Source organism: Serratia sp. T13T92 (assembly GCF_047530105.1).
Classification (GTDB): domain Bacteria; phylum Pseudomonadota; class Gammaproteobacteria; order Enterobacterales; family Enterobacteriaceae; genus Chania; species Chania fonticola.
Map to the genome: position 1 here is coordinate 33,299 of NZ_JBLJAK010000023.1, position 13,154 is coordinate 46,452.

A 13,154-nucleotide genomic window follows, 5' to 3' on the forward strand; every position below is an offset into this window, starting at 1 on the left:
AAGAAAAAACCAGGGAAAATCATCACTCGATATGCGTCAAGAATGGGATAAAACGATGATGGAGTTGAAGGCTAACCCACTATCCGACCCGCATCGCCATCCTCCGCTATAACCCCATCGGCCAGGCGGATCACGCGAGGAAAGTGCGTTTTAACAAAAGCATAATCATGGCTAATGGCCAGCACGGTGGAGCCTTGCGAACGGCAAACCGCTAACCAGCGGGTAAATACCCCCAACCAATAGCTATCAAAGTCACGACTGGGCTCATCCAGCAGTATCAGAGGCGGTGCTACAGCTGCGAGGCTGGCTACCGCAACCATACGCCGCTGTCCGGCGTGTAAATCCAATGGGTGAGCATCCGCTACATCCGTTAGCTCACAAAGCGCCAGCGTTTGATTAACACGCTGCTCCAGACTATCGCCGCGCACACCCTGATGGCGTAAGCCAAAAGCGATCTCATCGCGTACCCGGTTACGAAAGATCTGCCGTTCCGCTTCCTGAAATAATACTCCCAGCAACGGAGCACGCTGTGCCGCTTTTAGGGTGGCAATATTCTGCCCCTGCAAGAGAACCTTGCCCCCGGTCGGTTTTAGCAACCCGGCCATCAGGCGTAATAACGTGGATTTCCCTGCGCCATTATCCCCGATCAGGGCCACCCATTCCCCCGCCTCAATGGTCAAATCCAAACCGCTAATGATGGGTTCGCTCACCCCTGGCCACTGATATTCCAGCGATTCAATCGTCAGCATAATGAGAGCCTGCCTTGCTCCAACGCCCAAGTTTGCAGGCAATAAACGGCAACCTTGGTGAGCGACCGTTCAAACAGCAAAATCACGCACTGCTGCTGGTTAGCGTAGGTGGCCAGCTGTTGTAACAGCTTGGTGGTAGCATCGGGGGTCAGGCGGCTAAAGGCTTCATCCAGCAATAGTAGCCGGGGGCGCATCGCCAGCGCACAGGCCATCACCACCCGTTGCGCCTCGCCGCCAGAGAGCGTGGCCGGGTGACGATGGCGTAAAGCGTGGCAATCGGTAAACGTCAGCGCCTGTTCGATACGCGCCAAGATCTCGGCTTCATCCAGGCACAGATTCTCCGGCCCGAAGGCAATCTCCTCTTCGACCGTGAAGGTACAGCCTGAGAGTTGCAGCTGTGGTGCCTGTTGAATGAGCTGCACCTGTTGCGCCATTTCAACCAACGGGCGCGAACCTATTTCCTCACCGAGGACCAGTCCCGATCCCTGTAATGTGCCGGGTAAGAAGTCGGGGAAACAGCCTGCCAGCAGCTGGGCAAGCGTGGTTTTGCCGCTGCCATTCCCACCGCTAATGCCATATAAACCTGGAACCTCGCAATGTAGATCGATGCTTTCCAACTGCCAGCGACTACCTTGAGGAATAAAGCTCAGCGCATTCAGTGCCACAACCACAGCCAGGCTCCTATTTCCAATGCCACCACCAACAGCAAGCCATAGCGCACGCTACGTTGCAGCAGGCTGTCGCTCGGAGCCCATAGCGTTGTGCGTCTGGGATGCAGCCGAAAAGCGCGCATATCCAGCGCCGTGCTACGCGCGGTTAAATCATTCAACGCACTGTGGGTTAACGGGATAACCAATGCCGGAATGTAGCGCAATCGTTGATACCAATAACCGTCTAACGGTACGCCTCGCGCCAGCTGTGCCTGGTAAATCGCGGCCAGTTGCGCTCTCAGCTGTTCGGCAACCAGCAACGGCCCCGCCAGCAGGTATGCCAGCCCGAGCGGCAAACGGCTGGCAAACAGGGCGCGAATAACGCGCTGTGGCGGCACGTATTGCAGCCAGATTTGCCCAAAACTTAACAACGCCAACAAGCGTAGCCAGAGCGCGGCGGCGTTGAGCATTTCGCTATCATCACGCGCCTCCCCCCGTAACCACCACGCCAGCCAACCGCTATGCACCAGCCATAAGCCGCCCGCCATGGGTAACATGATCCACGCCACATAGCGCCAGCGATGCCGGGTACTTTTCATCAGGATCAGCAATAGAACGCTCGCCAGGCTATAGGCTAGCAACGGATAGCCAAACGGCATCAGTAAGCTGCTAGTACCCAATACCAGCCAAAGAGCCAGCGAGGTAAACGGGTGCATTAACGCACGGCGGCCATTGCAGGGAAATTACGCAGTGTTCGCTGCGACATATTGCGCACCAATAGCCAGACGATAATGGCAACCAGCACTTTATCTATCAGATTGATCCCCAGCACGGTCATTGCGACGGATTCGATCAGGTTGCTGCCCATAGAATGCACATAGGCGACAAAGAAGTCTGCGCCACTGCCAGTGACCCCGGCAAACAGATAAGTACGGATCGGTACGGCAACTATCGTCACGGCCAAGGTGATCACCACGCCACTCAGGATCACTTTTGGTAACGTCCGGAACCAGCCGATGCTAGCCAATAAGCCAGCCACCAAACCAATCACCATTGCCACCGGTGCGAACGCCGCCGCAATCGGGCCGGTGAGCAGGCCCCAGATCAGGTTGGTCAATAAACCGGTCAACATGCCGATAATCGGCCCGGCGAGAATTGCACTCAGCAAGGTACCGATAGAATCGAAGAAAATAGGCAGCTTCAACATCGATACCAACTGCCCGCCGATCATGTTGATGGCTATTGAAATCACCATCAACACCAACGTCTGACTCGATAACCCATTACGTGCCATAACAACCTCACTCAACTAGTAGGAAAATTAGCGTTGCTCGACGTTTAATTCGTCATAGCCCGAAAGCGCGCAAGGTTGTCGGCTAAATACGACATCGTTCAATTCCCCAATCACCAATTCGAGCGTGGTGCGCACGGTGCAGCCTGCCATCACATGGCCGCCGGTCATATGGCCATGCTCATCGGCCACTGCCAGATGCAGATGTTCGCCTCCGGCCTCCAACGTGCCAATCAGTGAGACCACTTCAAATTTTCCGCTCAATAACGTGGTGCCTTCGCAGCCGGCATAACGCAAAGCCACTTCGCTCAAGCTGCCGACACAGCCGCTGATCCAGGCGGCACGCAAATTCTGCTGCCGGATAAAATCACGTAGTGCAACCAGCAGGTCTTGTTGCGGTAACAGACGCAAGGCATAAAACTGTGCCGTAGACGGCGTTGATGTCTCCACGCTAAGATCCTTTACCCCAGTGGGTTTGGTGATACGGAAAATAGGGAAATGGCGTCGGGAAGGTAGGATGCTGCATGAGGGATGTGACTCCAAATAACTCCGAACCTCGGACGTTATGCAGCATGATAAAGATTGATGCGGCCTATGTATGTGACATAGGTCAGTAAAAGCGGCGGTGCTGGTATGCTGGCCAAAAGCTAAATTGGAATGGGTCTGAAAGAACACTGATGCCAAAAATAAAAAGCCAAGAAACTCTGGTACGCGAGCGTAAGCGCTGGGTAGCGGTGGCAATCCTGGTGGCGGCCATTGTTGGCTGCTACCTGTGGTGGAAACAAGGGACACTGCGATACGAAGAGTGGAGCCCCAACCAGCAGTATGTGGTGCGTTATTATAAAACCTTCGAGTTTATTCCGCGCTTCACCATGCCTGGCGATGGCGGGCATTACTCCGGCTACATGCGGGTTTATGACCGAAACGGCAAGCAGTTCTACGAAGAGTATTCCGACCTGCTCGACTTTGTCGAAGGCCCATTCTGGGCAAAAGAAGGCGTCTATTGGATGGGTAACGACAATCAGGACATCGTTCGCCTACCCACCTCGCCGGTGGATTGAAGCTTGCTGACAAGTGGCCTCCAGAAGGGAGGCTTAACCCGGTCAGTTATAAGCAGCGGCCTGCTCTTCGGTGATCAACTCCATTTTTTCAAGCTGAACCGCAATGCCGCGCAGGGAGCGACCAAACTCCACGCTTAACGCCTCTATCGTTTTGCCAGCGCTGTAACCTTCCTCCAATAGCTTCCTGTCTTCTTCCGACCAGGGGAAATTGAAGTTGGCTGGCCTGCCTTCGGCAATATTTTTCTGCCGCCGCTCCTCGGGTGATAACTTTGCCTTTTTCACTCGTTCTCGCTCGGCGTAAAACTCATCCGCTAGGGCAAACAGCATCCGGATCGTCCCAGGGGAATGAACCAGCGAGGTGTGATTCAAAAATTCCCCCGTTTCCGGGTTAATCCCCCTCGCCAACGCACGTAACGTCAGGTAGGTCTGCATCATGGTTTCCGTCCTTAAAAAATCTATCCGTCATTCTCGTGGCTAGTTCCCTACCTATTTATGCTCATAAAACAAACTATTCAACGATTCGATCGGATTGCGTATTAACTTTGCGAAGCAAATTCCAAATTAACGCCATTTTTCGCAAGAAAATAACCACTTAAAAAAAATACCCATTCGGAAATGGGTAACAAAATACCGTCGATAATTCTCCCGGCAATCGGTGAAACAGGTTTATCTACAATATTCACAGATAGTTTTCACTTGAAATTAATAAGGTAAATTAACCACTTAACAAATTTAGACCTATCGCGATAAATTAAGGATTACTTGCCGCGCCGCTGGCTACTTATTAAGGAGTATTTTCCCGCTAACTCTCCCTTATTTTGATTTCCCTCAATAACGCTTGGGTTATTGCTGTTAGTTTGCCATCACTAAAAAACCACTGATAAGCATTAGGGAAAGCAATGGACGTCAATCGCAGACAGTTTTTTAAAATCTGCGCTGGCGGGATGGCTGGGACCACGGTGGCAGCATTAGGCTTCGCGCCCAAGGCTGCGTTAGCGGAAACGCGCAACTACAAATTATTGCGCGCCAAAGAAACCCGCAACACCTGTACCTACTGTTCCGTAGGCTGCGGTTTATTGATGTATAGCCTGGGCGATGGGGCAAAAAACGCCAAATCGACGATTTTCCATATCGAAGGCGACGCGGATCACCCGGTAAACCGCGGGGCACTGTGCCCGAAAGGCGCCGGCCTGCTGGACTATATCCACAGCGATAGCCGCCTGCGTTACCCAGAGTATCGCGCGCCGGGTTCAGATAAATGGCAGCGCATCAGCTGGAATGATGCCTTTGACCGCATTGCCAGGTTGATGAAAAATGACCGGGACGCCAACTTCGAAGCCACCAACGCCGCTGGCGTAACGGTAAACCGTTGGCTCTCCACCGGGATGTTATGCGCCTCTGCGGCCAGTAACGAAACCGGCATGCTGACACAAAAGTTTGTCCGATCGCTGGGCATGCTGGCAGTTGATAACCAAGCGCGTGTCTGACACGGACCAACGGTAGCAAGTCTTGCTCCAACATTTGGTCGCGGTGCGATGACCAACCACTGGGTTGATATCAAAAACGCCAACGTTGTGATGGTGATGGGCGGCAACGCCGCTGAAGCGCATCCGGTGGGATTCCGCTGGGCGATGGAAGCCAAAAACAACAACGACGCCACGTTAATCGTCGTCGATCCTCGCTTTACCCGTACCGCATCGGTCGCCGATATCTACGCGCCGATCCGCTCCGGCACCGACATTACCTTCCTGTCGGGCGTATTGCTGTACCTGATCTCCAACAACAAGATCAACGCTGAATACGTCAAGCATTACACCAACGCCAACCTGTTGGTCCGCGATGACTTTACGTTTGAAGACGGGTTGTTCAGCGGTTATGACGACAACAAACGTCAGTACGACAAAACCACCTGGAACTACCAGTTTGGTGAAGATGGCTATGCCTTGCGTGATGATACGCTCCAGCATCCGCGTTGCGTCTGGAACCTGCTGAAAGCACACGTCAGTCGCTACACGCCAGAAGTGGTGGAAAATATCTGCGGCACCCCGAAGGAAGATTTCCTGAAGGTGTGTGAAGTCCTGGCCTCCACCAGCGCAGCAGACCGAACCACCACCTTCCTGTACGCCTTGGGCTGGACCCAGCACACGGTCGGCGCGCAAAACATCCGTACCATGGCGATGATCCAGTTGCTGCTCGGCAACATGGGCATGGCGGGTGGTGGCATCAACGCCCTGCGCGGTCACTCCAACATTCAGGGGTTGACCGATATTGGCCTGCTGTCCACCAGCCTGCCGGGTTACCTGACGCTGCCTTCGGATAAACAGACCGATCTGGCTACCTATCTGGCCGCCAATACGCCAAAGGCCACCTTGCCTGGCCAGGTTAACTACTGGAGCAATTACCCGAAATTCTTCGTCAGCCTGATGAAGAGCTTCTACGGCGACGCTGCTCAGAAAGAGAATAACTGGGGCTTTGATTGGTTGCCGAAGTGGGATCAGTCCTACGACGTCATGAAGTACTTCCAGATGATGGATCAGAATAAGGTCAACGGCTATATCTGCCAGGGCTTTAACCCGGTCGCCTCCTTCCCGGATAAGAATCAGGTGGTCGCCTCACTGGCCAAGCTGAAGTATCTGGTGATCATCGACCCGCTGGTCACGGAAACCTCCAATTTCTGGCAGAACCACGGCGAGATGAACGATGTCGATACCGCGTCGATCCAAACCGAAGTGTTCCGGCTGCCATCCACCTGCTTTGCCGAAGAAGACGGCTCGATCGCCAACTCCGGCCGCTGGCTGCAATGGCACTGGAAAGGCGGCGATGCCCCAGGTGAAGCGATTACCGACGGCGAGATCCTGGCCGGTCTGTACCATCGTCTGCGCCAGATGTACGGCAGCGAAGGCGGTAAAGGTGTCGAACCGTTACTGAAAATGGGCTGGCACTATGAACGGCCAGATCACCCTGAATCCGAGGAAGTGGCCAAAGACAGCAACGGCTACGCGCTGGAAGATCTGTATGACGCCAACGGCAATCTGCTGGCGAAAAAAGGCCAGTTGCTGGATTCCTTCGCGATGCTGCGCGATGACGGCAGCACGGCTTCAGCCTGTTGGATCTATACCGGCAGTTGGACCAGCAAGGGTAACCAGATGGCCAACCGTGATAATAGCGATCCGTCCGGTTTGGGCAACACGCTGGGCTGGGCCTGGGCATGGCCGCTGAACCGCCGCATTATCTACAACCGCGCCTCCGCCGACCCAATGGGTAAACCTTGGGATCCGCAACGCATGCTGATTGAATGGAACGGCAGCAAGTGGGTCGGGAATGATATTCCAGACTACAACACCGCCGCACCGGGCAGCGGCGTTGGGCCGTTCATCATGCAACCGGAAGGGCTTGGCAGGCTGTTTGCCCTCGACAAAATGGCGGAAGGGCCGTTCCCGGAACACTACGAGCCGTTTGAAACGCCGTTGGGCACCAACCCACTGCATCCAAACGTGATCTCTAACCCGGCGGCCCGTCTCTATCCGTCCGACGCCAAGCGCATGGGTGATAAATCCGAGTTCCCTTACGTCGGTACCACCTATCGTCTGACCGAGCATTTCCACACCTGGACCAAGCACGCGCGCCTTAACGCGATCATGCAGCCGGAACAGTTCGTGGAAATCAGTGAACGGCTGGCGAAGGAGAAAGGGATTGAGCAAGGCGATACCGTCAAGGTCAGCAGCAAGCGGGGCTTTATCAAGGCGAAAGCCGTGGTGACCCGCCGTCTGCAAACCCTGAAGGTTAACGGGCAGGATGTCGACACCATCGGTATTCCACTGCATTGGGGTTTTGAAGGGGCAGCCCGCAAAGGCTATCTGGCTAACACCCTGACGCCGTTTGTCGGCGATGCCAACTCGCAAACGCCGGAATACAAGGCGTTTCTGGTTAACGTGGAAAAGGTGTAAGGAGCCGAATTTATGTCCATGCAATCCCAAGACATTATCAAACGTTCGGCCACCAACACCCTGACACCGCCTCCGCAAGCGCGTGATTACAAGGTCGAGGTCGCCAAGCTGATTGACGTTTCCACCTGCATCGGTTGCAAGGCCTGTCAGGTGGCCTGTTCCGAGTGGAACGACATTCGCGACGAAGTGGGCCACTGCGTCGGGGTTTATGACAACCCCGCCGATCTGAGTGCCAAATCCTGGACGCTGATGCGTTTCTCGGAAGTGGAGCAGAACGGCAAGCTGGAATGGCTGATCCGCAAGGATGGCTGCATGCACTGCGCAGATCCGGGTTGCCTGAAGGCCTGCCCGTCTGCTGGTGCGATTATCCAATATGCCAACGGCATCGTGGATTTTCAGTCCGAGCACTGCATCGGCTGTGGTTACTGCATCAGCGGCTGCCCGTTCAACATTCCACGACTGAACCCGCAAGATAACCGGGCGTACAAATGTACCCTGTGCGTTGACCGCGTCAGCGTGGGCCAGGAACCGGCCTGTGTGAAGACTTGCCCGACGGGCGCTATCCACTTTGGCACCAAGGCAGAAATGCTGGACGTGGCAGAGGAGCGGGTCGAAAAGCTGAAGAAACGCGGCTTTGACCAGGCAGGTGTGTATAACCCGCAAGGCGTTGGCGGCACCCATGTGATGTACGTACTGCACCATGCCGATAACCCCGAGCTGTACCACAATCTGCCAAAATACCCGCATATCGATCTGTCGATCGGGCTGTGGAAAAGCGTGCTCAAACCCTTATCCGTGGCGGGCTTCATCGCCACCTTTGCCGGTTTGATTTACCACTACATCGGCATTGGCCCGAACAAGGAAGTGGATGATGAAGACGAGGAGGACCATCATGAGCAAAAGTAAAATGATCGTTCGCACCAAGTTTATCGACCGGGCCTGTCACTGGACGGTGGTCATCTGCTTCTTCCTGGTGTCGCTGTCCGGTATTGCGCTGTTCTTCCCTACGCTGCAATGGCTGACCGAGACCTTTGGTACGCCGCAGATGGGCCGCATCCTGCATCCTTTCTTTGGCGTGCTGATCTTTATCGCGCTGATGTTTATGTTCTTCCGCTTTGTGAAGCATAACATCCCCGAGAAAGAGGACTTGCCGTGGGTCAAGGGCATCGTGGAAGTGTTGAAGGGCAATGAGCATAAGGTCGCTGACGTCGGCAAATATAATGCCGGCCAGAAGATGATGTTCTGGAGCATCATGAGCATGATTTTCGTGCTGTTGATCACCGGTATTATCATTTGGCGCCCTTATTTCGCCCACAACTTCCCGATCCCGGTGATCCGCTATGCACTGTTGATCCACGCCGCGTCGGCGATCGTGCTGATCCACGCCATTCTGATCCATATGTATATGGCATTCTGGGTGAAAGGCTCGATCAAAGGCATGATTGAAGGCAAGGTCAGCCGCCGCTGGGCGAAGAAGCATCACCCACGCTGGTACCGTAAGGTCGAGGCTGAAGAGCAGAAAGACGAGCAGTAAACCGTTGAAATTCGCCCCTTCGCATGAGGGGGCGACAATCTCCTCAAGCTACCACTGAACCATCAAAGATCTGCTGCATGCTTTCGATCAGGCTCAGCAACTCGCTATTGGCCCCAGGCTTCCACAGCGCCACCATCGGGTGCATCAATCCCTGTTTCCCCAATTCCGTATCGAGCCGCTCTACCTGCGGCAAGTGCTGCATTTTCAGATGAGTTGGCAGGAATGCCCATCCCAGCCCGGCGGTTAACAACGTTTGCAGCAAAGCCGGTTCATTGACGACCTGAATGCGATCGGCGATTTGCAGGCGCTTCGCCATCGGTTCGGGTAGGTCATTAAAGGGAATAAGTTGGGTACTGGATGCTAGCGACAGTAAGGTGACCGGGCTGCCTACGGGGAAAAATCCCTCGCGAGCGTAGACGGCCAACTCAATGGCCCCCAAGGCTCGCCACTTAAACTTTTCGCCAATCGAACGGTTGATCGCCTGATAAACGCCAATATCCGCCACATCGTCTGCCAACGCCTGCTCACCCTCACCACGCTCCATCATCAGCAAATCAAGCTGAATACCGCGCTGACCCAGAAACATCGCCAGTTCCGTTAAAAAAGCGCGCGGAGTAAACGGGTCATAGCACAGCGTCAGTTTCTGCCGCACCTGCTGCGGAATATGCTGAGCCAGCAGGCTAAGGGCCTCTGCCTCCTGCAAAAACAGCCGAGCTTGCCGGTAAAGGCGTTGGCCCGCCTCGGTCAGTTGCAATGGGCGGGTACGGCGATCGCACAGTGAATAGCCTAGATCCAATTCCAGATTTTCGATCAGTTCACTGACGGTGGTGCGATCCTTCCCCAACCGCTTGGCGGCCTGGGTGAGATTGCCGGTCTCGCAAACGCTGGCGAAAGCTTCAATCTGCGCCAACGAAAAACCTATCTTCCCCATCTCTCCTCCACAAAATTGCGGGGGATTTCCCCCCGTTCATCCACTCTACGATATTAGTTCGCGGGCTTACCATTATTTTGTTCACCTCATTCAGGTAAGGAAAATAACCATGAAAAAGTTCACACACAGCGTATCAGCCCTACTGGTGGGTGCCGCACTCAGCGCCAGCCTGGCAACCGGGGCGCAAGCCTGCACCCGTGCCTTTATGAATATGTACCCGGGCTATATGGTCAGCGCACGCAATCTGGATTTCTTCGGGCCGGTAGATCCCTCACTGGTGATCACACCACGCGGTATTGCGCATAACGGCGGGGATGCGAAGAACGCCGCCCAGTGGCAAACCCACTACGGCAGCGTCGTGGTATACGCCGATGGCGTGTTCCCAATGGACGGTATGAATGAAAAGGGGCTGGCGGGCCATACGCTGTTTTATATGAATGGCAGCCAAGTGCAGCAGGACAATCAGGACAAACCGGTGATCGAAAGCCGCGCCTGGTTGAGCTACATCCTGGATAACTACGCCACCGTTGATGAAGCGGTTAAAGCCATCCGCAGCGATGTTCGCCTGGCCGCCGCCCATATGCCTATCGATTACGCTTCGGATACCAAACACATCGCGATCGAGGACGTTAGCGGCGATTCGGCCATCATCGAGATCGATAATGGCAAAGTGAATATCTATCACGACAAAAATTATCGGGTGATGACCAATCCCCCTTCTTACGATAAACAACTGCAGAACCTGGCCAAGTATCAGAATGCCAAGCGCAGCGAGATCCCTGGTGGCTTGGAAGCGGATGAGCGCCTGGTGCGCGCCAGCTATGATTTGAAAAATCTGCCGCAGCCGGACAATAAAAACCAGGCGCAGGGCTTCATCTTATCGGTGCTCAATAATGTGGCTTACCCGATCGGCTCACCGGCAGAGCCAAGCGAACAAAAGGTCACCGACATGTATGCCAAATACAGCAAGCGCCCGGACCAGAACAAAGGCATCGGGACTTACTGGACGGCGATTTCGGATCTGAGCCATGCGGAGTATCACTTCAAGTCTGCCTTTGCGGCCTCGCAGGTTTGGGTTCCACTGCATGACATCAACTTCAGCCAAGGGCAGCCGGTGCGTAAGATCGCCCATCTTAACGACTATGCCCAACAGGGTTGGGAAGGTAACGTGCTGGCCCAGGCGAAATAGCGCTTAACCCCCTATTTTTATAGGGGTAATTTCACGATCAAACGCTGCTGGCCGCCGATGGCCAGCAATAATCTGAACGCATAACTCTCGCCCAAAGTATTTTGTTCTAATCGTAATGCAGGGTAATGAAAGGCACCACGGGCTGTGGCTAAATAGCGCTTTCCTAGCCTGTATGCCGTTCGGATTGTTTATGTCGCAAATTTTGCAATTTATTTTCGCCTTGGTGGTGATTGTCGTTCTCGAGTTTTAGCCCCACGATATTTATGTTCTTCTGCAATAAAATGAAGGTACATATCCTGTGGAAAACAGGTAACCATTCCATCCCTGCGGCTCAACAGTTATCTCCAGTATCATGTCTTTTTCTAAATAAAAGGCAGGCAATATATTCTTTAAATCTGACATTAAAGCGTTATCTCCCGCTGGCGTTTTTATAGTTAATGTTGATTTTACACGCAATAAATCACCCGTTTTACGCATAGAAAAATAGGTTTTTCGACTCACATTGTATTGACGTTTTTCTCTCTCCAGCTGGCCTTTGATTACAACAAAACCATTATCTCCGTTTAAAAAGTATGTCATTACCAGTGAAATAGTATCGTCTTTTTTCTTAACAATGAGCTTGGTATCACACGAAAAGTGCGTATCACGCCAGTAACCAATGCCTGTTAACAACCACTTACCTAACATAATGAAAATTATGGAAATAGCAGCAACATATATACATAAACTAAAAAATCTTTTTATCACGATTGATTCTCTATATAGTAATAGGAGATGCAATCATTTCGTTGTAGATAAGTAAATTCTTCACGACACTTCATAACGGAAACCCTGGGTATGAACTGAAAAGTTGAGAAATAGACCACTTCGTTGCCTTGACAACTGACCGGATCCTTGGCGTTAAACTTATAAAAATCATCTTCTGCGCTTTTATTTTCATTAATATTAACCCGGCAACCATTTATATCCCCAATGTTATGAAATGTTGATGAATAGCACTCCGGCAGGAATAATCCCCCTCCAACGATCAACGATGTAAAAGCAAGTAGGCTAAAGGCAAAATGCATTATCCGCTTACTTCTTAAGGATTCTGGGTGATGCGTTAAAACTTGGGTTTGTGCTGGTAACTTTTCAACTGGGCGAGCAGATATTTGATCTTGTGATGAAATAGTTGAGATGCTGGCCTGAGCTTCTGAAACTTCTGAAACTTCTGAAACTTCTGAAACTTCTGAAACTTCTGAAACTTCTGAAACTTCTGGAACTTCTGGAACCTCTGGAGCCTCTGGAGCCTCTGGAGCCTCTTGAACTACCGGAACGCCACTAGACAAAGGTATAACTTTGATGGAATTTGGTATCAATAAACCTTTTCTGGGAACTGTTTTGATCACTTCGAAACCAATACCGCATTGCCTAAGCCCTTTACGCAGGGTCAGGATATTCTGATAGTAGGTATTGTCACTGACATGAAGTCCATATTGCTCCCATCCTATTTGCATAAGAGCCCCCTTCGTGACGAGTACTCCATGATTTTTTATCAGGTGGAGGAAGCATTCAGAAGCTGAGACAAGGATAGGGAACTCAACTCCATTAGCAATTGATTTAAATGTATTTTCCATGGGACAAAAGATAACAGCATCCGCGATCACAAAGCATGATGATGTCTCCTGGCCGCTGGTCTTAATAACCTTATCCATTACATTACCTCCATTAAATAATGTGAATATTATGACATTAAGCCGCAACCCTCGCTTTGATCTGTGTCTAAGAATTTTCTGTAGGGGCAATAATTGAACAAGACACCT

General features: G+C 52.5%; 14 protein-coding genes. 5 read left to right on the plus strand and 9 right to left on the minus strand.

Annotated elements, in window-relative coordinates; all coding sequences use genetic code 11:
- Window positions 1-71: 71 nt before the first annotated feature.
- Genes ACMV5I_RS19395 through ACMV5I_RS19415 form a run of 5 tightly spaced genes read right to left on the minus strand, consistent with a single transcriptional unit; the run spans window position 72 to window position 3,140 of the window.
- On the minus strand, window positions 72-749 hold the full coding sequence (locus tag ACMV5I_RS19395) for an ABC transporter ATP-binding protein (RefSeq protein ID WP_414825082.1): 678 nt from the start codon (window positions 747-749) through the stop codon (window positions 72-74).
- Window positions 743-1,420 (minus strand): energy-coupling factor ABC transporter ATP-binding protein, encoded by a 678-nt coding sequence (locus ACMV5I_RS19400; protein WP_414825083.1) that lies wholly within the window; start codon window positions 1,418-1,420, stop codon window positions 743-745. The genes ACMV5I_RS19395 and ACMV5I_RS19400 overlap by 7 nt, the downstream gene beginning before the upstream one ends.
- The gene (locus tag ACMV5I_RS19405; protein WP_414825084.1) at window positions 1,405-2,115 is read right to left on the minus strand and encodes an energy-coupling factor transporter transmembrane protein EcfT; all 711 of its coding nucleotides are present in this window, start codon (window positions 2,113-2,115) and stop codon (window positions 1,405-1,407) included. The genes ACMV5I_RS19400 and ACMV5I_RS19405 overlap by 16 nt, the downstream gene beginning before the upstream one ends.
- A complete protein-coding gene (locus ACMV5I_RS19410) occupies window positions 2,115-2,693 on the minus strand; it encodes an ECF transporter S component (RefSeq protein ID WP_414825085.1) in 579 nt (192 codons plus the stop codon). Before ACMV5I_RS19410 ends, ACMV5I_RS19405 begins: the two co-directional genes overlap by 1 nt.
- Before the next feature lie 27 nt (window positions 2,694-2,720).
- Window positions 2,721-3,140, minus strand: coding sequence for a PPC domain-containing DNA-binding protein (locus tag ACMV5I_RS19415; RefSeq protein WP_202728520.1), 420 nt, complete (start codon window positions 3,138-3,140; stop codon window positions 2,721-2,723).
- Window positions 3,141-3,367: 227 nt separating this feature from the next.
- Between ACMV5I_RS19415 and ACMV5I_RS19420 the strand changes: the two genes are divergently transcribed.
- Complete coding sequence (locus ACMV5I_RS19420) at window positions 3,368-3,751, plus strand: hypothetical protein (protein ID WP_121608296.1); 384 nt, start codon at window positions 3,368-3,370, stop codon at window positions 3,749-3,751.
- A gap of 42 nt (window positions 3,752-3,793) precedes the next feature.
- On the opposite strand, the gene ACMV5I_RS19425 is transcribed toward ACMV5I_RS19420, so the two are convergent.
- Window positions 3,794-4,183, minus strand: coding sequence for a hypothetical protein (locus ACMV5I_RS19425; protein ID WP_414825102.1), 390 nt, complete (start codon window positions 4,181-4,183; stop codon window positions 3,794-3,796).
- A gap of 467 nt (window positions 4,184-4,650) precedes the next feature.
- On the opposite strand from ACMV5I_RS19425, the gene fdnG reads away from it, so the two are divergent.
- Genes fdnG through fdnI form a run of 3 tightly spaced genes read left to right on the plus strand, consistent with a single transcriptional unit; the run spans window position 4,651 to window position 9,232 of the window.
- Complete coding sequence (gene fdnG / locus ACMV5I_RS19430) at window positions 4,651-7,698, plus strand: formate dehydrogenase-N subunit alpha (protein ID WP_115159583.1); 3,048 nt, start codon at window positions 4,651-4,653, stop codon at window positions 7,696-7,698.
- A 12-nt stretch (window positions 7,699-7,710) separates the two neighbouring features.
- Window positions 7,711-8,604 carry a formate dehydrogenase subunit beta gene (gene fdxH, locus ACMV5I_RS19435; protein WP_414825086.1) on the plus strand — a complete coding sequence of 298 codons (894 nt, stop codon included), beginning with the start codon at window positions 7,711-7,713 and terminating at the stop codon, window positions 8,602-8,604.
- Window positions 8,591-9,232 (plus strand): formate dehydrogenase-N subunit gamma, encoded by a 642-nt coding sequence (fdnI, locus tag ACMV5I_RS19440; RefSeq protein WP_024482937.1) that lies wholly within the window; start codon window positions 8,591-8,593, stop codon window positions 9,230-9,232. The genes fdxH and fdnI overlap by 14 nt, the downstream gene beginning before the upstream one ends.
- Window positions 9,233-9,275: 43 nt before the next feature.
- Here the strand turns inward: fdnI and ACMV5I_RS19445 are convergent, their stop codons facing one another.
- Window positions 9,276-10,163: a LysR family transcriptional regulator gene (locus ACMV5I_RS19445; protein ID WP_141133221.1), complete on the minus strand. Its 888-nt coding sequence runs from the start codon at window positions 10,161-10,163 to the stop codon at window positions 9,276-9,278.
- 109 nt (window positions 10,164-10,272) lie between these two features.
- On the opposite strand from ACMV5I_RS19445, the gene ACMV5I_RS19450 reads away from it, so the two are divergent.
- Complete coding sequence (locus ACMV5I_RS19450; RefSeq protein WP_121608292.1) at window positions 10,273-11,352, plus strand: linear amide C-N hydrolase; 1,080 nt, start codon at window positions 10,273-10,275, stop codon at window positions 11,350-11,352.
- Window positions 11,353-11,613: 261 nt separating this feature from the next.
- Here the strand turns inward: ACMV5I_RS19450 and ACMV5I_RS19455 are convergent, their stop codons facing one another.
- Together ACMV5I_RS19455 and ACMV5I_RS19460 are read right to left on the minus strand one after the other, a co-directional pair.
- Window positions 11,614-12,099, minus strand: coding sequence for a hypothetical protein (locus tag ACMV5I_RS19455; RefSeq protein WP_202672497.1), 486 nt, complete (start codon window positions 12,097-12,099; stop codon window positions 11,614-11,616).
- Window positions 12,096-13,046, minus strand: coding sequence for a winged helix-turn-helix domain-containing protein (locus ACMV5I_RS19460; RefSeq protein WP_414825087.1), 951 nt, complete (start codon window positions 13,044-13,046; stop codon window positions 12,096-12,098). The genes ACMV5I_RS19455 and ACMV5I_RS19460 overlap by 4 nt, the downstream gene beginning before the upstream one ends.
- Window positions 13,047-13,154 lie beyond the last annotated feature (108 nt).

What these genes read in the sequence shown, in the direction of transcription:
- fdnI (WP_024482937.1), top strand. Translation starts at nt 8,591, where the DNA reads ATGAGCAAAAGTAAAATGATCGTTCGCACCAAGTTTATCGACCGGGCC.
- ACMV5I_RS19420 (WP_121608296.1), top strand. Translation starts at nt 3,368, where the DNA reads ATGCCAAAAATAAAAAGCCAAGAAACTCTGGTACGCGAGCGTAAGCGC.
- ACMV5I_RS19410 (WP_414825085.1), bottom strand. Translation starts at nt 2,693, where the DNA reads ATGGCACGTAATGGGTTATCGAGTCAGACGTTGGTGTTGATGGTGATT.
- ACMV5I_RS19445 (WP_141133221.1), bottom strand. Translation starts at nt 10,163, where the DNA reads ATGGGGAAGATAGGTTTTTCGTTGGCGCAGATTGAAGCTTTCGCCAGC.
- ACMV5I_RS19425 (WP_414825102.1), bottom strand. Translation starts at nt 4,183, where the DNA reads ATGCAGACCTACCTGACGTTACGTGCGTTGGCGAGGGGGATTAACCCG.
- ACMV5I_RS19450 (WP_121608292.1), top strand. Translation starts at nt 10,273, where the DNA reads ATGAAAAAGTTCACACACAGCGTATCAGCCCTACTGGTGGGTGCCGCA.
- ACMV5I_RS19405 (WP_414825084.1), bottom strand. Translation starts at nt 2,115, where the DNA reads ATGCACCCGTTTACCTCGCTGGCTCTTTGGCTGGTATTGGGTACTAGC.
- ACMV5I_RS19460 (WP_414825087.1), bottom strand. Translation starts at nt 13,046, where the DNA reads ATGGATAAGGTTATTAAGACCAGCGGCCAGGAGACATCATCATGCTTT.
- fdxH (WP_414825086.1), top strand. Translation starts at nt 7,711, where the DNA reads ATGTCCATGCAATCCCAAGACATTATCAAACGTTCGGCCACCAACACC.
- ACMV5I_RS19395 (WP_414825082.1), bottom strand. Translation starts at nt 749, where the DNA reads ATGCTGACGATTGAATCGCTGGAATATCAGTGGCCAGGGGTGAGCGAA.